The sequence below is a fragment of the Micromonospora sp. USAFONa4 genome, from assembly GCF_057197825.1.
This window is the reverse complement of sequence record NZ_CM170072.1, coordinates 2,417,846-2,441,390: the sequence shown is the minus strand read 5'-3', so window position 1 is coordinate 2,441,390 and position 23,545 is coordinate 2,417,846. Positions and strand designations below refer to the sequence as shown.

At 71.3% G+C, this 23,545-nt stretch carries 20 protein-coding genes; 13 read left to right on the top strand and 7 right to left on the bottom strand.

Translation table 11 applies throughout. The features are described from left to right. The first annotated feature begins 162 nt into the window (after positions 1-162). The 6 genes from AC0OO9_RS10325 to AC0OO9_RS10300 all read left to right on the top strand — a co-directional run bounded on the left by AC0OO9_RS10325 (position 163) and on the right by AC0OO9_RS10300 (position 7,903). Positions 163-1,323: a thioester domain-containing protein gene (locus AC0OO9_RS10325; RefSeq protein WP_484517090.1), complete on the top strand. Its 1,161-nt coding sequence runs from the start codon at positions 163-165 to the stop codon at positions 1,321-1,323. Positions 1,324-2,079: 756 nt separating this feature from the next. Then, positions 2,080-3,723 carry a peptide ABC transporter substrate-binding protein gene (locus AC0OO9_RS10320; protein WP_132230979.1) on the top strand — a complete coding sequence of 548 codons (1,644 nt, stop codon included), beginning with the start codon at positions 2,080-2,082 and terminating at the stop codon, positions 3,721-3,723. Positions 3,724-3,871: 148 nt separating this feature from the next. After that, the gene (locus tag AC0OO9_RS10315) at positions 3,872-4,798 is read left to right on the top strand and encodes an ABC transporter permease (protein WP_132230980.1); all 927 of its coding nucleotides are present in this window, start codon (positions 3,872-3,874) and stop codon (positions 4,796-4,798) included. A 72-nt stretch (positions 4,799-4,870) separates the two neighbouring features. Next, positions 4,871-5,848 carry an ABC transporter permease gene (locus tag AC0OO9_RS10310; RefSeq protein ID WP_311410753.1) on the top strand — a complete coding sequence of 326 codons (978 nt, stop codon included), beginning with the start codon at positions 4,871-4,873 and terminating at the stop codon, positions 5,846-5,848. Between the two features lie 26 nt (positions 5,849-5,874). After that, positions 5,875-6,897 carry an ABC transporter ATP-binding protein gene (locus AC0OO9_RS10305; RefSeq protein WP_132231341.1) on the top strand — a complete coding sequence of 341 codons (1,023 nt, stop codon included), beginning with the start codon at positions 5,875-5,877 and terminating at the stop codon, positions 6,895-6,897. Further along, positions 6,890-7,903, top strand: coding sequence for an ABC transporter ATP-binding protein (locus tag AC0OO9_RS10300; RefSeq protein ID WP_132230982.1), 1,014 nt, complete (start codon positions 6,890-6,892; stop codon positions 7,901-7,903). Before AC0OO9_RS10305 ends, AC0OO9_RS10300 begins: the two co-directional genes overlap by 8 nt. A gap of 134 nt (positions 7,904-8,037) precedes the next feature. On the opposite strand, the gene AC0OO9_RS10295 is transcribed toward AC0OO9_RS10300, so the two are convergent. Next, positions 8,038-8,430, bottom strand: a complete 393-nt coding sequence (locus AC0OO9_RS10295) for a chorismate mutase (protein WP_393171514.1) — start codon at positions 8,428-8,430, stop codon at positions 8,038-8,040. A gap of 261 nt (positions 8,431-8,691) precedes the next feature. Next, positions 8,692-10,542, bottom strand: a complete 1,851-nt coding sequence (locus tag AC0OO9_RS10290; RefSeq protein ID WP_484517089.1) for a bifunctional metallophosphatase/5'-nucleotidase — start codon at positions 10,540-10,542, stop codon at positions 8,692-8,694. A 223-nt stretch (positions 10,543-10,765) separates the two neighbouring features. Here AC0OO9_RS10290 and pcrA point away from each other — a divergent pair, with 223 nt between their 5' ends. Further along, positions 10,766-13,171 (top strand): DNA helicase PcrA, encoded by a 2,406-nt coding sequence (gene pcrA, locus AC0OO9_RS10285; protein WP_484517088.1) that lies wholly within the window; start codon positions 10,766-10,768, stop codon positions 13,169-13,171. A gap of 58 nt (positions 13,172-13,229) precedes the next feature. Here pcrA and AC0OO9_RS10280 read toward each other — a convergent pair whose 3' ends face one another. After that, a complete protein-coding gene (locus AC0OO9_RS10280) occupies positions 13,230-13,988 on the bottom strand; it encodes a M23 family metallopeptidase (RefSeq protein ID WP_484517087.1) in 759 nt (252 codons plus the stop codon). A gap of 274 nt (positions 13,989-14,262) precedes the next feature. Beyond that, positions 14,263-14,979, bottom strand: a complete 717-nt coding sequence (locus AC0OO9_RS10275) for a M23 family metallopeptidase (RefSeq protein ID WP_484517086.1) — start codon at positions 14,977-14,979, stop codon at positions 14,263-14,265. Between the two features lie 430 nt (positions 14,980-15,409). Here AC0OO9_RS10275 and icmB point away from each other — a divergent pair, with 430 nt between their 5' ends. The 3 genes from icmB (at position 15,410) to sucD (ending at position 18,319) form a co-directional block, all read left to right on the top strand. Further along, positions 15,410-15,814, top strand: coding sequence for a coenzyme B12-dependent isobutyryl CoA mutase small subunit (gene icmB, locus AC0OO9_RS10270; RefSeq protein ID WP_132230988.1), 405 nt, complete (start codon positions 15,410-15,412; stop codon positions 15,812-15,814). Between the two features lie 436 nt (positions 15,815-16,250). Then, positions 16,251-17,429: an ADP-forming succinate--CoA ligase subunit beta gene (sucC, locus tag AC0OO9_RS10265; RefSeq protein ID WP_132230989.1), complete on the top strand. Its 1,179-nt coding sequence runs from the start codon at positions 16,251-16,253 to the stop codon at positions 17,427-17,429. A gap of 2 nt (positions 17,430-17,431) precedes the next feature. Continuing rightward, a complete protein-coding gene (gene sucD / locus AC0OO9_RS10260) occupies positions 17,432-18,319 on the top strand; it encodes a succinate--CoA ligase subunit alpha (RefSeq protein ID WP_484517085.1) in 888 nt (295 codons plus the stop codon). 93 nt (positions 18,320-18,412) lie between these two features. Here sucD and AC0OO9_RS10255 read toward each other — a convergent pair whose 3' ends face one another. Then, positions 18,413-18,679: a DUF4190 domain-containing protein gene (locus AC0OO9_RS10255; RefSeq protein WP_421454632.1), complete on the bottom strand. Its 267-nt coding sequence runs from the start codon at positions 18,677-18,679 to the stop codon at positions 18,413-18,415. 159 nt (positions 18,680-18,838) lie between these two features. Between AC0OO9_RS10255 and AC0OO9_RS10250 the strand changes: the two genes are divergently transcribed. Then, positions 18,839-20,113, top strand: a complete 1,275-nt coding sequence (locus tag AC0OO9_RS10250; protein WP_484517084.1) for a cell division protein PerM — start codon at positions 18,839-18,841, stop codon at positions 20,111-20,113. Positions 20,114-20,173: 60 nt separating this feature from the next. Here the strand turns inward: AC0OO9_RS10250 and AC0OO9_RS10245 are convergent, their stop codons facing one another. Both AC0OO9_RS10245 and AC0OO9_RS10240 read right to left on the bottom strand, forming a co-directional pair. Continuing rightward, the gene (locus AC0OO9_RS10245) at positions 20,174-20,815 is read right to left on the bottom strand and encodes a DUF4190 domain-containing protein (protein ID WP_484517083.1); all 642 of its coding nucleotides are present in this window, start codon (positions 20,813-20,815) and stop codon (positions 20,174-20,176) included. Between the two features lie 20 nt (positions 20,816-20,835). Then, entirely contained in the window at positions 20,836-21,135 is a 300-nt protein-coding gene (locus tag AC0OO9_RS10240; protein ID WP_132230994.1) for a CD225/dispanin family protein, read from the bottom strand. Between the two features lie 181 nt (positions 21,136-21,316). On the opposite strand from AC0OO9_RS10240, the gene purN reads away from it, so the two are divergent. Together purN and purH are read left to right on the top strand one after the other, a co-directional pair. After that, on the top strand, positions 21,317-21,937 hold the full coding sequence (purN, locus tag AC0OO9_RS10235; RefSeq protein WP_484517082.1) for a phosphoribosylglycinamide formyltransferase: 621 nt from the start codon (positions 21,317-21,319) through the stop codon (positions 21,935-21,937). After that, positions 21,934-23,505, top strand: a complete 1,572-nt coding sequence (gene purH, locus AC0OO9_RS10230; RefSeq protein ID WP_484517081.1) for a bifunctional phosphoribosylaminoimidazolecarboxamide formyltransferase/IMP cyclohydrolase — start codon at positions 21,934-21,936, stop codon at positions 23,503-23,505. Before purN ends, purH begins: the two co-directional genes overlap by 4 nt. Positions 23,506-23,545: the final 40 nt, after the last annotated feature.

Here is a 23,545-nt window from a genome sequence, read left to right as displayed (position 1 = left end):
GGAACCGACGAATGCGGCCCACAGGGGCTGACAAGCGATCAACTCCCGTCACATAATGCCCCGTCGCGTTCTCGCGTGCGGGTGGTGCACATCCCGCGGGAACGGCGGCTTCACGCAACCCGCCGTGCGCGGGTCACCCCTGGGGAGAGGTGCACGAATCTGATGTTCGGACAACGAGGACGGCGCTGGGCGCGGATCGCCCTGGCGACCGTCGCCGGCGGCGCGCTGGCACTCGGCGCGGTGGCGCCGGCCGCCGCCGCCGACAAGACCGGCGTCGCCAAGTCGGTCAAGGGCAGCAACGTCACGCTCATGCTCAACGGGCAGCCGAAGAGCACCGGTGCCCTGGCACTCAAGATCGACGGAAAGCTCGTCCCCGCCTTCTGCATCGACTACCACACCAACGTGGCGATCGACGGCAAGTACAAGGAGGGCACCTGGGACGAGTCCCAGGTGAAGAACCTCGGCAAGGTGCAGTGGGTGCTGACCCACGGCTACCCGAACGCCGACGCCGCCAAGCTGCTGGCCGCCGCCGGCGCCACCGCCCCGGCGAAGGCAGACGCCGACAAGCTGCTCTACTTCGGCACCCAGACCGCCATCTGGAAGTTCAGCGACGGCGTCGAGCTGGGTGACTGGGTCGACAACCCCAAGCTGCTCGGCAAGAAGCAGTACGACGTGGTCAAGAAGGTCCACGACTACCTGGTCGCCAACGCCACCGACCAGCCCGAGCCGAAGGCCGAGCTGAGCGTCGACCCGGCCAGCGCCAAGGCCACCGTCGGCGAGAAGGCCGGCCCCTTCACCGTCAAGGGCCCGGCGGGCGAGATCACCGTCGCGGTCGACGGCGGCTCGGCGGTCGACGCCGAGGGCAAGCCGGTCACCAAGACCACCAACGGCGGCCAGTTCTGGTTGGCCGCGGACGGCGCCGGCGAGGTGAAGGTGACCGTTTCCGCCCAGGACTCGGTCTCCTTCGGCCGGGTGTTCCTCTTCACCGGCGAGCGCGCCGCGCAGAAGCTGATCCTCGGTGGCAGCACCGGCGCCACCGTGAGCGCCAAGGCCGAGGCCGCGTTCGCCGCCGCCCCGGCCGAGTCGCCGTCGCCGAGCGCCCCGGCGGAGTCGCCGTCGCCCAGCGCCCCGGCGGAGTCCCCGTCGCCGAGCGCCCCGGTCGACAGCCCGGCCCCGTCGACCTCGCCCGCGAGCAGCGGCGGTGACCTGCCGCTGACCGGCTCCCCGATCGCCGCCGCGATCGCCGCCGGCGTGGCGCTGCTGGCCGCCGGCGCGGTCGCCGTGCTGCTGTTCCGCCGTCGCAAGCTGCGCTTCACGGCCTGATCGACGCCCGCTTCAACGGCCCCGGCCCCGGTACCGCCCCGCGCGGTGCCGGGGCCGGAGTCGTTCGCCCCCGGGCTTCAGCCGGCGCACGCCTCGGGCGCGGGACGGGAGCACCCGTCGCGGAAACCGACAGGCCCCCGGCGCGCGGGTGTCACCGCACTCTCCGGAGTCGCCCGGTCGACGAGCAGGTACGAGGCGTCGGCACCCTCGGCCGGCCAGGTGGCGATGGTCCCCGCACAGCCGAAGCCGGCATCGTCCGGATGGGCAAAAACGGCCAGCGCTCGGCCGACCCCGGACAGCGCCGGAGGGGACGCGGGGAAGCTCACAGCCGCCGACCCCGCGCCGGGGGGTGGACCCCCTCCGAACCGTGTCTTTCCTGCTCAGAGCGGTACGACAGGCGTACATCATGATCTTTTTTCGGGTATCGGCAACGTGGCGACCAACTAACGGCTTGATAACGGCACCTTCACGGAACGGGCCGGTGGGTGTCACAGTGGCAGCACCTCACCCCTCATGTGAGGCACTCCGTACGGCCTGACGACCATGGACCCGCCTGTTGACGGTGCTCCGTGGTGGTCTCGTGTGCGCGGTGCCGAGCGCGACGGGCGAGGTGGCCCGGCGGATCGGTACATCATTCTTGTCCCGAATTCACTGCGGTGAAACCGGCTCCCGCACTGCGGGCGCCGGACGTGTCACCCCCCATACGTGCGTGAAACCCACGACGGATCCAGGTTCAGAAAGAGGAGGCCCCTCGGAATGAGAGTCTCGAAGCGGGCAAGTAGCGCGGTCGCGCTGGGCGCGGCGTTCGCGCTCGTCGCGTCCGGCTGCTCGAGCAGCGACAGCGACGGTGGCGACGCCGGCGCCAGCAGCGACGGCGCGATCACCATCGACGGCACTCAGCCGGAGGTCGGCCTGGTCCCGTCGAACACCACCGAGACCGGTGGTGGGGCGATCATCGACTGGATCTGGACCGGTCTGGTCGAGTACCCGAACGACGGCAGCGCGCCGCGCAACGCGGTCGCGGAGTCGATCGAGACGTCCGACTCCAAGGTCTACACGATCAAGATCAAGAAGGACACGAAGTTCCACGACGGCACCGTCGTCAAGGCCAAGAACTTCGTGGACGCCTGGAACTGGGGCGCCTACTCGCCCAACGGCGCGCAGAACGGCAGCTTCTTCGCCGACATCCAGGGCTTCGACCAGGTCCACACCGAGGACCCGGACGGCGCCGAGGGCCCGAAGAAGGCCCCCGAGCCCGCCGCCAAGGAGATGTCCGGCCTGAAGGTCGTCGACGACTGGACCTTCGAGGTCACCCTGGCCGCGCCGACCGCGGTGTTCCCGACCAAGCTCGGCTACAGCACCTTCATGCCGCTGCCGGACGCGTTCTTCACCCAGGGCGCCGAGGCCTTCGGCAAGAAGCCGATCGGCAACGGCCCGATCAAGTTCGTGTCGTGGGAAGACGACGTCCAGATCAAGCTGACGCGCTTCGATGACTACTCCTTGAACGACAAGATGAAGATCAAGGACGTCAACATCAAGCTGTACCAGGACGACACGGCGGCCTACAACGACCTGCTCGCCGGCAACCTGGACTTCCAGCAGCAGGTTCCGGTCTCCGCGATCGCGGGCGACAAGTGGAAGAACGACCTGGGCGAGCGGGCGATCTCCTCCACCACCCCGTCGACCGGCATCATCGCCTTCCCGATCTACGACAAGCGCTTCCAGAACCCGAAGCTGCGTCGCGCGATCTCGATGTCGATCAACCGCCAGGAGATCAGCGACAAGATCTTCTTCGGTTCGCGCAAGCCGGCCGACAGCTGGGCCAACCCGCTGACCCCGGGCGCCAAGGCCGGCAACTGCACCGCCTGCCAGTTCAACGTCGACGAGGCCAAGAAGCTCCTCGCCGAGGCCGGTGGCTTCACCGGTGAGCTGGTCATGTTCTACAACGCCGACGCCAGCCACAAGGAGTGGATGGAGGCCGTCGCGCAGCAGGTCAAGACGAACCTCGGCATCAACGCTCGCGCCGAGGGCGTGCCGACCTTCGCGGTGTTCCGCCAGAACATCAACGCCGGCAAGATGACCGGCATGTACCGCGCCGGCTGGCAGCAGGACTACCCGGACGTCGAGAACTGGGTCGGCCCGCTCTACGTGACCGGCGGTTCCTCGAACGACGGCAAGTACAGCAACCCGCAGGTCGACGCGCTGGCCAAGGAAGCCGCCTCCGCGCCGAGCCTGGAGGCGTCGCACGCCAAGTACGCCGAGGCTGTCGCCCTCATCGACCAGGACGTCCCCTCGATCCCGGTCTACTTCGGTGGTCAGCAGTCCGGCCACTCGGAGAAGATCAAGAAGATCGAGCTCTCCAACGTCGGTGAACTCGACCTCACCTCGGTCGAGCTCTGATCCGAACGGTCTGACCCCGGGTCGGGCTCACCTACCGGTGAGCCCGACCCGGGCCGTTCCGTGAGGTGGTGTCACCACACCGCCTCGCCACGTCTGTCATCCCCGTGTCGGCCGTCCGACGCGCGCCCCCTGTCTGGAGGACCACCCCATGGGCCGTTATCTGTTGAGACGGCTGCTCCAACTCATCCCGGTCTTCATCGGGACGACGTTCCTGATCTACTGGCTCGTGTGGTCGGTGCCCGGTGACCCGTTCGCGGGCAAGTGTGGCGAGCGTCCCTGCCCCGACAGCTTCGTCAACATGATGACCGAGAAGTTCAAGCTCGACGAGCCGCTCATCGTGCAGTACGGCAACTACATGAAGAACCTCTTCCAGGGTGACTTCGGGCAGACGTTCGGCGGCCGGGAGATCGGCGACATCATCGCCACCGCGTACCCGAACACCCTGAAGCTGGCCCTGGTGGCGCTGGCCATCGAGGCGGTCATCGGCCTCACGGCGGGCGTGCTGACGGGCCTGCGCCGCAACGGCTTCCTGGACAACCTGGTCCTGGTCTCCAGCCTCTTCCTGATCGCGCTGCCGATCTTCGTCATCGGCTTCGTGGCCCAGTGGCTGCTCGGCGTGCAGTGGGGCATCGTGAAGCCGACGGTCTCCAGCGAGATGCGGCTCTCCGAGCTGATCGTGCCCGGCTTCGTGCTCGGTAGCGCCTCGATGGCGTACATCGCCCGGTTGGCCCGCACGAGCATCGCGGAGAACCGGCGGGCCGACTACGTGCGTACGGCGATCGCCAAGGGTCTGCCGATGCGCCGGGTGGTCGGGATCCACCTGCTGCGCAACTCGCTCATCCCGGTGGTGACGCTGCTCGGGACCGACCTCGGCGCCCTGATGGGCGGCGCGATCGTCACCGAGGGCATCTTCCAGATCAACGGGATCGGCCGACAGGTCTACCGCGCGATCATCACCAAGGAGAGCGCTACCGTTGTCTCCATCGTGGTGGTCCTGGTGCTCGTCTACCTGCTGATGAACCTGCTGGTCGACCTGCTCTACGCCGCCCTGGACCCGAGGATCCGCTATGAGTGAGCGCAGCGAACGAATCATCATTGCAGCGTGCGCGGGCACCGGTGTCCGCGCCGAGCGGAGTGGGGTACGGGCATGAGTGACCCGAGTGCCGCCTCGATCGTCAGCACCCCGCCGGCGCACGCCCCCGACGAGATCGGCGCGCCGAGCAACGCGGGCCTGCCGGAGAACGCCCGCAAGGAGAAGCCGCGCGGTCTGCTCGGCGACGCCTGGCGTGACCTGCGCCGCAAGCCGCTGTTCTGGATCTCCGCAGGGTTCATCGTCCTCTTCATGCTGATGACCGCCTTCCCGTCGCTGTTCACCTCCGGCGACCCGGAGAACGGCAACCTGCAGAACAGCCTCGTCGGCCCGTCGTCGGACGCCTGGTTCGGCTACGACTTCCAGGGCCGGGACGTCTTCGCCCGGGTGATCTACGGCGCCCGCGCGTCGATCGTGGTCTCCCTGCTCTCCGTGCTCGGCGTGCTGCTCTTCGGCGGCGCGATGGGCATCGTGGCGGGCTACCGGGGCGGCTGGGTGGACGCACTGCTCTCCCGCATCGCCGACGTCTTCTTCGGGCTGCCGTTCGTGCTGGGTGCCATCGTCATCCTGACGACCTTCAACGGGTCGGGCACGAGCAACAGCAAGGCCGAGATCATGGCGCTGGTGAGCATCTCGCTGATCGTGCTGGGCTGGCCGGTCGTGATGCGGCTCATGCGCTCCTCGGTGCTGGCCACCAAGGAGGCGGACTACATCGTCGCCGCCCGCGCGCTGGGCGCCGGCACCGGCCGGATCATCCTCAAGCACCTGCTGCCGAACTGCCTCGCGCCGCTGCTGGTCTACGGGACGATCCTGGTCGGCTCGTACATCGGCGCCGAGGCGACGCTGTCCTTCCTGGGCGTCGGCCTGAAGAGCCCGGTGGTCTCCTGGGGCATCATGATCAACGAGGCGCAGAACCTCCTCCGCGTCGCGCCCTACCTGCTCTTCTTCCCCGCCGCGTTCCTCGTCGCCGCCGTACTGAGCTTCGTGATGCTCGGTGAGGCGGTCCGCGAGGCCCTCGATCCGAAACTCCGCTAGGGGAGATTCAGTTGTCCGACATTCTGGTGTCCGAGCAGTCCGCGGCCGGCGCGTCCGGCCGCCCCTCGGGCAGGTTGCTCGAGGTGGAAGACCTCCGGGTGGAGTTCCGCACCCGGGACGGCGTCGCCAAGGTCATCAACGGGGTCACGTACCACGTCGACGCGGGGGAGACCCTCGCCGTGCTCGGCGAGTCCGGCTCCGGTAAGAGCGTCACCGCGCAGACCATCATGGGCATCCTCGACACGCCGCCCGGCTTCGTCACCGGCGGTCAGGTCCGCTTCCAGGGCAAGGACATGCTCGGCATGTCCTTCGAGGAGCGGCGCCGCATCCGCGGCGAGGGCATCGCGATGATCTTCCAGGACGCGCTCTCCGCGTTGAACCCGGTCTTCACCGTCGGGTTCCAGATCGCCGAGCAGTTCCGGGTGCGGCGCGGGATGAGCCGCTCCGACGCCAAGAAGCGCGCGATCGAGATGCTCGACCAGGTCAAGATCCCGAACGCCAAGGGCCGGTTCAGCAGCTACCCGCACCAGTTCTCGGGCGGCATGCGGCAGCGCGCGATGATCGCGATGTCGCTCGCCCTGGACCCGGAGGTGCTGATCGCGGACGAGCCGACCACCGCGCTCGACGTGACGGTGCAGGCGCAGATCATGGACCTGCTCGCCGAACTCCAGCGCGAGCGGCAGATGGGCATGATCCTGATCACCCACGACCTCGGCGTGGTCGCCGACGTCGCGGACCGGATCGCGGTGATGTACGCGGGCCGGATCGTCGAGGAAGCCAACGTCTACGACCTGTACGCCAAGCCGGCGCACCCGTACACGATCGGCCTGATCAACTCGATCCCGCGGCTCGACGAGAAGGGGCAGGAGCTCCGGACGATCAAGGGTCTCCCGCCGAACCTCATGAACATCCCGCCGGGCTGCCCGTTCAACCCGCGCTGCCCCATGGCGCAGCCGGTCTGCCGGGAGAAGGTCCCGCCGCTGCTGCAGGTCGGCGCCGGCCGGGCCAGCGCCTGCCACTTCGCCGAGGAGCTGGTGAACCGTGACTGAGAACATCCTCGAGGTCCGTGACCTGGTCAAGCACTATCCCGTGACCCGGGGCGTGGTGTTCAAGAAGACCATCGGTCACGTCAAGGCGGTCGACGGAGTCTCCTTCGAGCTCAAGGCCGGCGAGACCCTGGGTGTGGTCGGCGAGTCGGGCTGCGGCAAGTCGACGCTGGCCCGGGTCCTGATGAACCTGGAGAAGCCGACGGGTGGCAGCGTCCACTACAAGGGCCAGGACATCTCGAAGTTCTCCGGCCCGGCGCTGCGCCGGCTGCGTCGGCAGATCCAGCTGGTGATGCAGGACCCGTACACCTCGCTGAACCCGCGGATGACGGTCGGCGACCTGATCGGCGAGCCGTTCGAGATCCACCCGGAGGTGGCGCCGAAGGGCAGCCGCCGGGAGAAGGTCCGGGAACTGCTCGACCTGGTGGGCCTCAACCCGGAGCACATCCACCGGTACCCGCACCAGTTCTCCGGCGGTCAGCGGCAGCGCATCGGCATCGCCCGGGCGCTCGCCCTGCGGCCCGAGATCATCGTCTGCGACGAGCCGGTCAGCGCCCTGGACGTGTCGATCCAGGCCCAGGTGATGAACCTGCTGGAGAAGCTCCAGGGTGAGCTCGGCCTGTCGTACATCTTCATCGCGCACGACCTGTCGGTGGTCCGGCACCTGTCGGACCGGGTCGCGGTGATGTACCTCGGCAAGATCGCCGAGATCGGCACCGAGGACGAGATCTACGAGCGGCCGACCCACCCGTACACCCAGGCGCTGCTCTCGGCCGTGCCGGTGCCGGACCCGACCGTGCGGGACAACAAGGCGATCATCCGCCTGACCGGTGACGTGCCGTCGCCGGTCAGCCCGCCGTCGGGCTGCCGGTTCCGGACCCGGTGCTGGAAGGCACAGGACGTCTGCGCCGAGCAGGTCCCGCTGCTGGAGATCCGCTCGGGCTCGGACCACCCGAGCGCCTGCCACTTCGCGGAGAAGCGCGAGATCGTGCAGACGCACGAGGCGTGACCCCCACGGAACCGCCTGCCGACGTCATCGCGACGCCGGCAGGCGGTTCCGTCGTTTCCGCCCCGGCCCGGCCCCCGCCCGCGCGGAGGGCCGGTGCCGGGCATGGACCGCGCGGGCCGTTGCCGGCGTACGCCTCACAGGGGGCCGCGGCCGGCGCGGAGCAGCAGCAGCGCGAGCTGCGTGCCGTCGGCGCCCAGGGCGGCCCGGAAGCGCTCCAGGATCGCCCGTTCCCGGGACAGCACCAGCCGGGTGCCGCCGGAGGCCATCCTCGTCACGCCGACCTCCTGGGAGAGCCGGGCCCGTTCCTGCCACAGCTCGATCAGCGCCCGGTCGATCTCGTCGATCCGCTCCCGGATCTCGACGATCCGGGCGGCGGCGGCCGGCTCCGGGGTGCCGGTTCCCGCCGCCGGCTTCGCGCCGTCGTCACCGCCCGGCACGTCGGCCGGGAAGCCGGGGGCACCGGGGTCGGGCCGGCCCGCCTCGGGTCGCGTCACGCTGCCGCTGGACTCCACCACGTCTGTCATCATCGGGTACCCCTCGCCGTCAGGTGCCCGGTGCCCGGATCCCGGGACGGAAGAAAGCCCCGGGCTCCAGGAGCCCGGGGCTTTCTCGTAGGTCTGATCGATCAGGCGCGACCTACGGCTGCCGGACTCCCGGTGCCGTAGTAAAAGTAGAAGCGCTGCCCGAACATGTCGTCGAGTATGCCGACCTCGGACCGGCCGGCGCAAGGATTCGGCGCGACCCGTACCCGGACGGGCGGTCCCGGTGACGCCGGGACCGCCCGCGCCTCAGCCGAGGCGGGTGATCCGGTTCGCGGGTCCGGGGGCGACGGGCTCGCCGGCGCCCAGGTAGGCGATGAGCGCGTCGACGTCGAAGCCGGGGGCGGTGGCCCGGTCCGTGCCGGCCCGCAGCTCGGTGAAGCCGTCCCCGCCGTTGGCCAGGAAGTCGTTCGTGGTGACCCGGTAGCTGGCGGCCGGGTCGACCGGGGCGCCGTCGAACGCCAGGGCGCTCACCCGGGAGCCTGCCGGGGCGGTGCTGTCGTAGGAGTACGTCAGCCCGGCCGAGACCTGGAGGATGCGCTGGGTGGTCTGCCCGTTGAAGCCGACGAACTGCTGCTCCAGCACGTTGCGCAGCTGCGCGCCGGTGAGCGTCTGGGTGACCACCAGGTTGTTGAACGGCTGGACGGTGAACGCCTCGCCGTAGGTGATCTCGCCAGGGTCCTCGTCGCCGGGGGAGGCCGCGTACGACAGGGACGCCCGGACGCCGCCCGGGTTCATCAGCGCGATCTGTGCCCCGCTGGAGCGGGTGTACGCGAGCTGCGCGTCGGCGATCACGTCACCGAGCGGGCTTTCCCCGTTCGGCCGGACGTCGCGGACGATGTCGGCCGAGATCCGGCCCACCACCCTGTTGGCGATGGGTGCGACGGCCGCCCGGTACTTGTCGGCCAGTGCCTTCGCGCCCGGGTCCACCAGGTCGGGGTTGCGCACGTACGTGCCCGGCGCGCTCTCCCGCCAGGTGCCGTCCGGGTTGCGTACGCCGTTCTCGACGACGACGTTGCGGGCGGAGATCCCGGTGAACCGGCCGGTGCGCCGGTCCAGCGAGTAGTCCACGTCCGTGATCAGTTGGCCGTTGTTGCCGGCGCTGGTGACCACGCTGTGGGCACCCGAGGAGTTCGGCAGGGAGCAGGAGTAGAAGCGGTGGGTGTGGCCGGAGACGACCAGCCCGAACTCCGGCCGCAGGCCCTTGACGATGTCCACGATCGGGCCGGAGAAGTTGGCGCAGTCCGAGACGCCCGGGGTGGCCGGCGGCGGCGACTGGGCCCCGCCCTCGTGCACGAGCAGCACCATCGCCTTGACGCCGAACAGCTTGAGCACGCCGGCCCACTTGTTGGCGGTCTGCACCTCGTCGGTGAACCGCACGGAGGTGATGCCGGCCGGGTTGACGATGCCCGGGGTACCTTCCAGGGTCACGCCGACGAAGCCGACGGGCACCCCGCCGACGAACTTCACGTCGACCGGGGGCAGGATCGGCAGGCCGGTCTTGCGGCTGACCGTGTTGGCGGCGAGGTAGGTGAACTTCGCCCCGGCGAAGCCGTCCCCGTCCTGGCAGCCGTCGACGGGGTGGCAGCCGCCCTTGTTGATCCGGATCAGCTCGTCGACGCCCTCGTCGAACTCGTGGTTGCCGACGGAGCTGACGTCCAGGCCGATCTCGTCCATCAGCTCGATGGTCGGCTCGTCGTGGAAGGCGGCGCTGACGAGCGGGGTGGCGCCGATCAGGTCGCCGGCCCCGACGGTGGTCGTGGTGCGCCCCTCGGCCCGGGCCTCGGCGCGCAGCTTCTTCAGCCAGGTGGCGAGGTACTCCACGCCGCCGGCGGGCGTGCCGTTGACCGCCGCGCCGCTGCCGCCGGGCGGGTCGATGGCGCCGTGGAAGTCGTTGTAGCTCAGGAAGTTGCCCTTGACCTCCCCGCCGCCGGGGGCGGCGTAGGAGACCGAGACGGGGGTCAGGCCGGCCTGCTGGTCGTCGGCGGGAGCCGGCGCGGGCCGGGAAGCGGTGGTCAGCGTGGCGACGACGGCCAACGCGAGGGTGGGCGCGGCGAGGTGACGCAGCGCCGCCCGACCGCGCGAACGCGGCTGAGTCATGGTCGTTTCTCCCAGTCGTGTACGGGGGAGGAGCCGGACTTTCACCGTCATCGTTCTGCACGGGGGACGGCGGCACCAGACACGACAGGGTGACATCTTCGTCTCGACCTGGATGTGAGGAAGGGCCCCTTCCTGACGCAATGCGTTAGGAAGGGGCCCTTCCTTACATCTCGACGGTGCGCGGCGGGGAAGTGTCCGCCCGGCGGCATAGACTCGCCGTGCGATGCATCCTCTCTTCGACATCCCCGCGTCCCCGCCCGCGCCGGCGCCCGCCCCGACCTCGCCGCACCGGCCCAGGCCGGCGGCCGTCCATCTCGATCCGCAGGCCCTGGTCGAGGGCCTGAACGGGCCGCAGCGCGACGCCGTCACCCACGCCGGCTCGCCGCTGCTGATCGTGGCCGGTGCCGGCTCGGGCAAGACCCGGGTGCTCACCCACCGGATCGCCTACCTGCTGGCCGCCCGGGGCGTGCACCCCGGCGAGATCATCGCGATCACCTTCACCAACAAGGCCGCCGGCGAGATGAAGGAGCGGGTCGCCCACCTGGTGGGTCCTCGGGCCCGCCTGATGTGGGTGTCGACGTTCCACTCCGCGTGCGTGCGTATCCTGCGCGCCGAGCACGAGCACGCCGGGCTGAAGTCGACCTTCTCGATCTACGACGCGGACGACTCCCGCCGGCTGATGCAGATGGTCGCCAGGGAGCTGGACCTCGACCCGAAGCGCTACCCGGCGCGCGGGCTGGCCGCCCAGGTCTCCAACCTGAAGAACGAGCTGGTCGACCCCGAGGCGTTCGCGGGCCGCGCCAAGGGCCCCAACGAGCGGGCGCTGGCGGAGGCCTACACGCTCTACCAGCGGCGGCTGCGCGAGGCGCACGCGCTGGACTTCGACGACCTGATCATGACGACGGTGCACCTGCTCCAGTCCCACCCGCACGTCGCGGAGAGCTACCGCCGGCGGTTCCGGCACGTGCTGGTCGACGAATACCAGGACACCAACCACGCCCAGTACACGCTGATCAAGGAGCTGGTCTCCGGCACGGAGGGGATCGAGCCGGCGGAGCTCTGCGTGGTCGGTGACGCCGACCAGTCGATCTACGCGTTCCGGGGCGCCACGATCCGCAACATCCTGGAGTTCGAGCGCGACTTCAGCGACGCCCGGACGATCCTGCTGGAGCAGAACTACCGTTCCACCCAGACCATCCTCAACGCCGCCAACGCGGTGATCGACAGGAACACGTCGCGCAAGCCGAAGCGGCTGTGGAGCGAGGCGGGCGCCGGTGAGCCGATCGTCGGCTACGTGGCCGACACCGAGCACGCCGAGGCCGACTGGGTGGCCCGCGAGATCGACCGGCTGGTCGACGCCGACGAGACCCGCCCCGGCGACGTGGCCGTCTTCTACCGCACCAACGCCCAGTCCCGGGTCTTCGAGGAGGTGTTCATCCGGGTCGGCCTGCCCTACAAGGTGGTTGGCGGGGTGCGCTTCTACGAGCGCAAGGAGGTCCGCGACGCGCTGGCCTACCTGCGCGCGGTGGTCAACGACGACGACACGGTCAGCCTGCGCCGGATCCTCAACACCCCGCGCCGGGGCATCGGCGACCGGGCCGAGGCGTGCGTGGAGGCGCTGTCCAGCCGGGACCGGATCTCCTTCGGGGCGGCGCTGCGGCGCGCGAAGGACGCCCCGGGCATCTCCAGCCGGGCGGCCAACGGCATCGCCGACTTCGTGGCCCTGCTCGACGGCGCCCGCGAGCTTGCCGAGACGGGCACCCCGGAGGAGGTGCTGGAGGCGCTGCTGACCCGCTCGGGCTACCTCACCGAGCTGGAGGAGAGCCTCGACCCGCAGGACGCGGGGCGCGTCGACAACCTCCAGGAGCTGGTCAGCGTCGCCCGGGAGTACACCGAGCGGATCGAGGCGGTCGGCGAGGAGGGCGAGCGGGCCACCCTGGCCGGCTTCCTGGAGCAGGTCGCGCTGGTCGCCGACGCCGACCAGGTGCCCACGGACGACCCCGACCACCAGGGCGTGGTCACCCTGATGACGCTGCACACCGCGAAGGGCCTGGAGTTCCCGGTGGTCTTCCTGACCGGCCTGGAGGACGGCGTCTTCCCGCACCTGCGCTCGCTGGGCGACACCCGGGAGCTGGAGGAGGAGCGCCGGCTGGCGTACGTGGGCATCACCCGGGCCCGCCAGCGCCTCCACCTCTCCCGGGCGGTGACCCGCTCGGCGTGGGGGCAGCCGGCCTACAACCCGCCGTCGCGGTTCCTGGAGGAGCTGCCGCCGGAGCTGGTCCGCTGGGAGCGCACCGAGGGGTCGTACACCTCGTGGGCCGGCGGGGGCGGCGGCGTGGGTGGCCGCGCGGACCGGATGTCCGGCGGGCGTGGGGGCTTCAACGGCGGCACGCCCAAGGCGGCGCAGTTGGCGAAGCGGCTGGGGGTCGACGCCAGCCGCCTGACCACGGCGAGCGAGCTGCCGCAGGGGCCCAAGGTGTCCGCCGGCGACCGGGTCAACCACCAGCGCTACGGCCTGGGCCGGGTGCTCGCCGTCGAGGGGCACGGCCCGGGGGCGCGGGCGCAGATCGACTTCGGCGACCAGACGATGTGGCTGGTGCTCCGGCACGCCCCGATCGACAAGCTCTGAGCGGCGGCGTGGCCCGGCCCGGCAGCACGCCGGACCGGGCCGTGCCGGTGGGTGCGGGTCAGCAGGCCACGTCGATGCCCCGGGCGCGCAGGAACGGCGCGGGGTCGATCTGGTTCCACATCTGACCCTGGTGCACCTCGAAGTGCAGGTGCGGGCCGGTGGAGTCGCCGGTGGACCCCTCCAGGCCGATGGTCTGCCCGGCGGCGACCTTGTCGCCCACGCCCACCTTGGTGGTGCTCAGGTGGGCGTAGTGGGTCAGGTAGCCGTTGCCGTGGTCGACGAAGACGGAGATGCCGTACCCGTCGCCGACGTCGCCGGCCTTGGTGACGGTGCCGCCGAAGGCCGCGCGGACCGGGGTGCCGGCGGGCAGCGCGAAGTCGATGCCGGCGTGCTGGGTGCCCCAGCGCGGGCCGTAGCAGGAGGTGATCGCCGCGCCCTTCATCGGGATGACCCAACTGGGCTTCGGCTTGCTGGTCTTCTTCGGCTTCGGCTTGGCGGTGGTCGCCTTCGGGCTGGGCTTCGCCGACGGGCTGGCCTTCGTCGGGCTGGGCGTCGGGCTCGCCGAGGGGGTGGCCGGGGCGGTCGTCTCGCGGGCGGAGCGGTCGGCGCGGTCGGCGGCCTCCGCGCGAGGCTGCGTGTCCACGGCGGCGGCCGGGACGGAGGGCTCGTCGTTCCCGGTGGCCGCGAAGGCGGCGCCGCCGAGGCCGAGGCCGGTCAGGGCCGCCGCGGCGATGATCACGCGGGTGCGGCCGCCGATCCGCCTCCGGGGCCGGACGGGGGCGTCGGGGGTGTTCTCGTTCCGAATGTCTTCCTGCACGGCGGACCTTCACTGATCGAGGGGGCACTTGACCTCGAAATACTGGTGTCGACACGCGGCGTGACGGGTAGTGGGACGGGGTCCGGGCGCACCGGCGACGGCCGCATCTGCCCGATGCGTCCCCGTTCGGAGTTGTTCGACCGTAAAAGCGATCATGTGTGGCGATGGCGCCGGTCACAGTCGTCGGTGTGGCCCGGCTCACTTTCGACTCCGGTGGCACACGAAAAACCGCCCGGATCGGCAGATCCGGGCGGTCGACGGGCGATGCGCAGCGTCAGGACGCGGCTACCTCGCTGTAGTACACCTCGACTTGTAGCTTGATGTCCACTCCGCGCTCCTTGAGCCACGGCACCGGGTCGAGCGGCTCGCCCTTGACATGCACCTCCAGGTGCAGGTGGGAGCCGTAGGAGTGGCCGGTGTTGCCCACGAGGCCGAGCTGATCGCCCGCCTTCACCCGCTGGCCCTCCTTGACGCTCAGCGCCGAGGAGTGCCCGTAGATCGCCTCGCTGCCGTCGGCGTGCTTGACGATCACGGTGTGGCCGTAGCCGCCGAACCAGCCGGCCTTGGTGACGGTGCCCTCGTGGATGGCGACGTAGGGGGTGCCCTCGGGGGCGACCAGGTCCACGCCGGTGTGCAGCTTGCCCCAGCGCATGCCGTAGGGCGAGTTGAACTCGTAGCCCTGGAGGGGGAGCAGCCAGACCTCGGGCTCGGCGGACTCGGCGCCTCCGGCGCGGTCGCTGTCGCGGCTGGCGCGGTCGGCGTTGTCGCCACGGGCCGCGGCGTCCTGGTTGACGGCCGAGGCGGCCTTGAGCTCATCGAGGACCGACGGGCTGACGCTCTTGGCGTCCGGCAGGGCGCCGGCGCCGATCGCGACGATGCCGGCGCCGACGAACGCGGTGGTGACCACCGCTGCGTAGCGGCTACGCGGGGGGGTGGGTACGCGGCGGCGGCCGCGATATCGATCGGGCTCAGACGACAGGCGCTGGCGCACGCACACCCTCCGTTGTCGGGGATCCGAAGCGGCTTCCTCGACGCCCGTGAAGCTCGGGTGAACGTCGGCTGGCCGCGTCGTCACCCGTCCGTGGACCTGATGACAACCGTGGACACGTTAGCCAACCACCAGTCCCGTCACAAGCCGAAGCGCCGAATTGCTACCGCGTTCTGTCCCTTTCCGTCCGTGATTGTCATGGGTCGTACCCCTCGAACGGTGCCCCCTTAACTGCCCGTTCGTCGCGCAGGGTGACCGAACGGCGGAGTCGTCCGGCTTGACGCCGGGGGCCGGCGCGGTCCGCCGTACCGGCACCGACGGGAGTCCGGCCAGGTTCGCGCGCGTGAGGTTCGCCGCCCGGATTTCCCGGGCAGGGCCGGGCGGGTTACCGTTCGTTCAGTGAAGCCGCGGAGCCGGTGAAAGGGATGCGCTGATGAGCTCTCGTGTACGGGTCGTCGTCGCCAAGCCGGGCCTGGACGGCCACGACCGTGGTGCAAAGGTCGTCGCGCGTGCCCTGCGGGATGCCGGCATGGAGGTCATCTACACCGGCCTGCACCAGACCCCGGAACAGATCGTGGAGACCGCGATCCAGGAGGACGCCGACGCGGTCGGGCTCTCCGTGCTGTCCGGGGCGCACATGACGCTGTTCCGGCGGGTGGTGGAGCTGCTCGGTGAGCGCGACGCCCGCGACATCGTCGTGTTCGGCGGCGGCATCATTCCCGACGCCGACATCCCGGAGCTCCAGCGGCTCGGGGTCGCCAAGATCTTCACGCCGGGCGCGACGACCCAGTCGATCGTCGAGTGGGTCCGGCAGAACGTTGCCCAGCCGGTCGCCTGACGGCGGTCGCGGGCTCGGGACCGCTCGGCGGCCGAATCCGGACAGGGGGAGGGGCCGGACGCACCCCTCACACGTCCGGCCCCTCTATGCACGATGCCCCGCCGCCACCCCTCGACCGACAGGGCATCGGCCGCTCCCGTCGCCGCGCTGCATCAGCGCTCCGACACCTGACTCAACGACGCCCCCACGGACGGGTTACGCGCCCCCGGCAACATCGCCCGGACGGCTGACATCGGGCCGAAGTCGCGGAAAGGCCGCGCGACGCCGCCGATTGTGCATTACCACACAACGTGCACCCGCTCGGTTGCCGGCGGTGTCCACCTCGCTAGGCTGCGCCCAATGGCCTGTTTCGAGTGATGACAGGCGTCAAACTGTTTTCCATAACGCTGGTGGCGGCGCGACGGCGCGCCGCGGAGACGGGACGGGACGCGCAAACGTGGACCTGTACGAGTACCAGGGGCGGGACCTGTTCGAACGGCACGGCTTGCCCGTGCTCGCCGGCGGCGTCGCCACGACCCCGGAGGAGGCCCGCGCGATCGCCGAACGCCTCGGCGGTCGGGTGGTCGTCAAGGCGCAGGTGAAGGTCGGTGGCCGAGGCAAGGCCGGCGGCGTGAAGCTGGCCGAGGGCGCCGAGGAGACGGTGGCCCGCGCCACCGACATCCTGGGCATGGACATCAAGGGCCACACCGTCCACAAGGTCATGATCACGGTGACCGCGGACGTGGCCGAGGAGTACTACTTCTCCTACCTGCTCGACCGGGCGAACCGCACCTTCCTCTGCATCGCCAGCGTCGCCGGCGGCATGGACATCGAGCAGGTCGCCGCCGAGACCCCGGAGAAGGTCGTCAAGGCCCCGATCGACGCCAACACGGGCGTCGACGAGGCGAAGGCGCGCGAGATCGTCACCGCCGCCAACTTCCCGGCCGAGGTCGCCGACCAGGTCGTCGAGGCCGCCGTGGGGCTGTGGAAGGCCTTCGTCGCCGAGGACGCCACGCTGGTCGAGGTGAACCCGCTGGCCAAGACCGGCGAGGGCAAGCTGCTGCTGCTCGACGCCAAGGTCACCCTCGACGAGAACGCCGCGTTCCGGCACCCGGACCACGAGGCGCTCGTCGACCAGGCCGCGGTGGACCCGCTGGAGCAGGCCGCCAAGGAGAAGGACCTCAACTACGTCAAGCTCGACGGCGAGGTCGGCATCATCGGCAACGGCGCGGGTCTGGTCATGTCGACCCTCGACGTGGTCGCGTACGCCGGTGAGCGGCACGGCGGCGTCAAGCCGGCCAACTTCCTCGACATCGGCGGCGGCGCGAGCGCCGCGGTGATGGCGAACGGGCTGGAGATCGTCCTGTCCGACCCGTCGGTGAAGAGCGTCTTCGTCAACGTCTTCGGCGGCATCACCGCCTGCGACGAGGTCGCCAACGGCATCGTGCAGGCGCTGGCCCTGCTCGAGCAGCGCGGCGAGCAGGTCACCAAGCCGCTGGTCGTCCGCCTCGACGGCAACAACGCCGAGGCCGGCCGGGCGATCCTGGACGGCGCGAACAACCCGCTGGTGCAGCGGGTCGACACCATGGACGGCGCGGCCGAGCGGGCCGCCGAGCTGGCGGCTGCGGGGGTCTGACAATGGCTATCTGGCTGACCAAGGACTCGAAGGTCATCGTCCAGGGGATGACCGGTTCCGAGGGTTCCAAGCACACCCGGCGGATGCTCGCCGCGGGCACCAACGTCGTCGGCGGCGTCAACCCGCGCAAGGCGGGCCAGACGGTCGACTTCGACGGCACCGAGCTGCCGGTCTTCGCCAACGTCGCGGACGCGATGGCACAGACCGGTGCCGACGTGACCGTGATCTTCGTACCGCCGCAGTTCACCAAGGGCGCGGTCGTCGAGGCGATCGACGCCGGGATCGACCTGGCCGTGGTGATCACCGAGGGCGTGCCGGTGCACGACACCGCCGCGTTCTGGGCGTACAACGTCGCCAAGGGGGAGCGGACCCGGATCATCGGCCCGAACTGCCCGGGCATCGCCTCGCCGGGCGCCTCCAACGCCGGCATCATCCCGGCCGACATCACCGGCACCGGCCGCATCGGCCTGGTCAGCAAGAGCGGCACGCTGACCTACCAGATGATGTACGAGCTGCGCGACATCGGCTTCTCGACCTGCGTCGGCATCGGCGGTGACCCGATCATCGGCACCACCCACATCGACGCGCTCGCCGCGTTCGAGGCCGACCCGGAGACCGACGCGATCGTCATGATCGGTGAGATCGGTGGCGACGCCGAGGAGCGGGCCGCCGAGTTCATCAAGGCGAACGTGACCAAGCCGGTGGTCGGCTACATCGCCGGCTTCACCGCGCCGCCCGGCAAGACCATGGGCCACGCCGGTGCGATCATCTCCGGCTCGGCGGGCACCGCCGAGGCCAAGAAGGACGCGCTGGAGGCGGTCGGCGTCAAGGTCGGCAAGACCCCGACCGAGACCGCCAAGCTCATGCGGGAGATCATGTCCGCGGGCTGAGCCCGAGCGACGTACGACCGGAGGGCCGACCGTTCGCGGTCGGCCCTCCGCCGTCGTGACGCGGCGACCCCGGTCGCCGTGGCGCGGGTGGCCTCAGTCGTTGTAGAGCGGGTAGTTGCCGCCGGCCCAGAGGACGCCGCTGCCGATGATGTTGAGCACGCCGAACGCGATCGCCAGGTAGCCGAGCACGGGCGACTGGCCGAAGCGCTTGGCGTCCCGGATCGACAGGTAACCGAAGACGATCCCCAGGATGCCGCAGCAGAGCAGGCCGAGGACGATGCCGAGCACGCCCCACAGCGTCGTGCGGTCGCGACCGGCCGCGGACGGCGCCGGCGGGGGCGGCGGATACGGAGTGTTCACGGCTCTCCTCAGGACGTCGGTGCCGCGACCCTGCGGTCGCGTCCCTGCGCCCGAGGCTAGACCGGATCGGGGGCCCGAGATGGTGGATCACGGAACTCGTCGCCGCTGCGGGGCGGTATCGGACTGCCACCGCCGGCCCGACATGCCAGAGTAGACGCGATGTCCTCCGTCACCCCTGATCAGCCCAGCCGTCCCGGCGCCGACGCCGGCCCCGGCGCCCGGCCGGCCGCGCCCGTCGGGCGGAGCCGGCGGGTGCCCGCGCCGCGCGCCGGCGAGCCGCGCCGCAGCCGCGCCCCGCTCGTCGTCGCCGCCGGGGTCGCCGCCGGGTGGGCGGCGCTCACCTCCTGGCTGCCGGTCGTGGTCGTGCTCTGGCTGTTCCAGCTCAGCGAGGGTGCCGCCTCCGTGCCGGGCGCGCTGCGCGCCGGGCTGGCCGGCTGGCTGCTCGGGCACGGCGTGCCGCTGGACACCGCCGCCGGCCCGCTCGGGCTGGCCCCGCTGGCGCTGACCGCACTTGTCGTCTGGCGGCTGACCCGGGCGGGCGTGCACGCCAGCCGGGCCATCGGCGCGCGGGGCGGCCGGTCACCCCGGCAGGCGCTCCTCGCCGCCGGCGCGGTCGGCGTCGCGTACGCGTTGCTCGGGGTGCTCGGCGCGGTGCTGGCGGGCGCGTCACCGGTGCGCGCCGGGCTGACCCTCCTGGTGCTCGGCACGCTCGGGGCCCTGGTGGGCTCGGCCCGGACCACGCGCGTGGCCGGCCTGCTCGCCGCGCGGTCCCCGGAGGCGCTGCGCGACGGGATCCGCACCGGGCTCGTCGCCGGGCTGCTGCTGTTCGGCGCGGGGGCCGGCGCGGCGGGGCTCGCCGTGGCCACCGGGGGCGGGGACGCCGCCGACCTGATCGGGGCCTACCGCACCGGGGTCGCCGGTCAGGCCGGGATCACGCTGGTGAGCCTCGCCTACGCGCCCAACGCCACGATCTGGTCGGTCAGCTACCTGCTCGGCCCGGGTTTCGCCGTCGGCACCGACACGGCGGTACGCACCAGCGAGGTCTCCGTGGGGGCGCTGCCGGCCGTACCGCTGCTGGCCGGGCTGCCGCGCGGGCCGGTCGACGGGCTCGGCGCCGGGCTGCTCGCGGTGCCGGTCCTCGCCGGGATGGCCGCGGGCTGGCTGCTGGCCCGCCGGCTGCTCCGGCTCGCCGCCGACGACCGGGCACCGCTGCGCTGGGGGCCGCTGCTCGGGGCGGCGGCGCTCGCCGGCCCGGTGGCCGGCCTGCTGCTGGGCGCCGCCGCGGCCGCCTCCGCCGGTTCGCTCGGCGGCGGCCGGCTGGTCCAGGTGGGGCCCGTCGCCTGGCAGGTGGCGGCGGTGGCGACCGCGGTCGTCACGGTCGGGGCGCTGATCGGCGCGGCCGCGACCCGGGTGCTGTCCCGCGCGCCCCGCTGAGGGCCGCAAGACGCCGAAGGGGCGCCCCGGACAGGCCGGGACGCCCCTGTCGCATGACGGTCAGGGCTGGTTGGGCAGCGTCAGACTGAAGCCCAGAAAGATGATCTGGAGCAGGCCGAGCACGACGCCGATGGCGCCGCAGATCAGACCGGCGAGGGCCTGACCGTTGTTGTCGGCCAGCCCCTGGGCGGCCTTCTGCTTGCCCATCCACCCGGTCACCAGCGCACCGATGCCCAGCGGGATGCCGAGGTAGCAGCAGACCATCGGGATCGAGGCGATGCCGAGGATCATGGACACCAGACCGAGGGTGTTCTGCTGCTGCCCAGGCCCCTTCGCGGCGAATCCCGCGTTGGGGTACATGGGCGGCTGCGGGTACGCCTGCTGGCCGTACGGGTCCTGGTACGGCTGCTGCCCGTACGGCTGACCCGGCGCCGGCTGCCCGTAGGGCTGGCCCGAAGTGGGCGGCTGACCGTAGGGCTGGCCCGAGGTCGGCGGCTGGCCGTAGGGGTCCTGCTGGCCGTACGGATTCTGCTGGCCATACGGATCCTGCGGCGCGGCGTACGGGTCGTTCGGCTGCCCGGAGACGGGCGGCTGGCCGTACGGCGCCGCCGGCGGCGGGGCGTACGGGTCGTGGTGCGGCGCGTACGGATCCTGGTGCGGCTGCTGGCCGTACGGATCCTGTCCGGGGTAACCGGGCTGCATGCGACTCCTCGTCCGATCTGTCAGTAGCTGCTGGTGGAGGTGTCGCCGCCCACCACACCGGCGAGCCCACCGAGCAGGCAGCACACCAGCACGATCACGTACCAGCTGATGCCGACGATGAGGGCCCACTTGGACCACTTCTTCGACTCGGCGGCGGCGGCCTGGGCCCCGGCGTAGTCGCCCTGCTGGAGCAGCGGGTTCACCTTGGAGGCGTTGATGATCGCCGGGATGGCCAGCGGCCAGAAGAGGAAGATGGCGACGATCGACATCGTCATGTTGTTGTTGATCTGGGGCTGCTGCGGCTGGTATCCGGGCTGCATTTCGGCGTACTCCTCATTCCACTCGACACCCCCGCGGGGCGTCGGATCACTGACGGGTGCGGGCCGACGCGCGCCGGGCCCGAGCGACCGGCAGCGTACCTGGTCCGGACCATTCGCGTCGTCGGTGAATGTCGCAATGCCCAGCGGATGGAAGCGGCGGCAGGCCCGATAGGGTGGCCCGGTGACCGAGCCCGCGCCCGTCGCCCGCATCGTCGTCCTCGTCTCCGGCTCCGGGAGCAACCTCCAGGCACTGCTCGATGCGAGCGCCGATCCGGCGTACGGGGCCCGGGTGGTGGCCGTCGGCGCCGACCGCGACGGCATCGCGGGTCTGGACCGGGCCGCCGCGGCCGGTGTGCCGACCTTCGTCGAGCGGGTCGCCGACCATCCCGCCCGCGAGGACTGGGACGCCGCGCTGACCGCCCGCGTCGCCGAGCACCGGCCCGACCTGGTCGTCTCCGCCGGCTTCCTCAAGCTGGTCGGCCCGCGCTTCCTGGCCGCATTCGGCGACCGCTACCTGAACACGCACAACACGCTGCTGCCGGCGTTCCCCGGCATCCACGGCCCGCGCGACGCCCTCGCCTACGGCGTGAAGGTCACCGGGGCCACGCTCTTCTTCGTCGACGCCGGCATGGACACCGGCCCGATCGTCGCGCAGGTCGCCGTGCCGGTGCACGACGACGACGACGTCGAGACGCTCACCGAGCGCATCAAGGAAGCCGAGCGGCACCAGCTCGTCGAGCAGGTGGGCCGCCTGGTCCGCGAAGGTTGGACGATCACCGGAAGAAAGGTCACGGTCCCGTGAGTTCCACTCAGGACGAACGCCGCCCGATCAGGCGGGCGCTGGTCAGCGTCTACGACAAGACCGGCCTGGTCGAGCTGGCCCGGGCGCTGCACGCGGCCGGGGTGGAGCTCGTCTCGACCGGCAGCACTGCCTCGGCCATCGCCGGCGCGGGGGTGCCGGTGACCCCGGTCGAGACGGTGACGGGCTTCCCGGAGATCCTCGACGGGCGGGTCAAGACGCTGCACCCGAAGGTGCACGGCGGCCTCCTCGCCGACCTGCGCAAGGACTCCCACGTCGCCCAGCTCGACGAGCACGGCATCGCCGGCATCGACCTGCTGGTGTCCAATCTCTACCCGTTCCAGGCCACCGTCGCCTCCGGCGCGGGCGTCGAGGAGTGCGTCGAGCAGATCGACATCGGCGGTCCGGCGATGGTCCGGGCGGCCGCCAAGAACCACGCCTCGGTCGCCGTGGTGACCGACCCGGCCGCGTACCCGGCCCTGCTCGCCGCGCTCGGCGAGGGCGGCTTCACGCTGGCCCAGCGGCGCGTCCTGGCCGCGCGGGCGTTCGCCGTCATCGCCGAGTACGACGTGGCGGTGGCCGAGTGGTGCGCCACCACGCTGGCGCCCGAGGCGGACGGCTGGCCGGACTTCGCCGGGCTGTCGCTGCGCCGGCAGGCGGTGCTGCGCTACGGCGAGAACCCGCACCAGCCGGCGGCGCTCTACGTCGACCCGTCCAGCCCGGCCGGGCTCGCCCAGGCCGAGCAGCTGCACGGCAAGGAGATGTCCTACAACAACTACGTCGACGCGGACGCGGCGTGGCGGGCGGCCAACGACTTCGCCGACCAGCCGGCGGTGGCGATCATCAAGCACGCCAACCCGTGCGGCATCGCGGTCGGCGCCGACGTGGCCGAGGCGCACCGCAAGGCGCACGCCTGCGACCCGGTGTCCGCGTACGGCGGGGTGATCGCGGTCAACCGGCCGGTCTCGGTCGAGCTGGCCCGGCAGGTGTCGGAGATCTTCACCGAGGTGCTGGTGGCGCCCGGCTTCGACGAGGGTGCGGTGGAGGTCCTCCAGGCGAAGAAGAACATCCGGCTGCTGCACGCGCCGGCCTACGCCCCGCTGCCGGCCGAGTGGCGGCAGGTCACCGGCGGCGTACTGGTGCAGATGGCCGACCGGATCGACGCCGAGGGCGACGACCCGGCCAACTGGCGACTGGCCACCGGCGAGCCGGCGGACGAGGCGACCCTGCGCGACCTGGCCTTCGCCTGGAGGGCGGTGCGCGCGGTGAAGAGCAACGCGATCCTGCTGGCCAAGGACGCCGCGACCGTCGGCGTCGGGATGGGCCAGGTCAACCGGGTCGACTCGGCGCAGCTCGCGGTCGCCCGCGCCGGGGCGGACCGGGCACGTGGTTCGGTCTGCGCCTCGGACGCGTTCTTCCCGTTCGCCGACGGCCCGAAGATCCTCATCGACGCCGGCGTCCGCGCGATCGTGCAGCCGGGCGGCTCGATCCGGGACGAGGAAGTGATCGCGGCCTGCAAGGAGGCCGGCGTCACCATGTACCTGACGGCCACCCGCCACTTCTTCCACTGACCTTCCCGCCCGCGCCCCGGGCTCTCCACGTCGATCATGC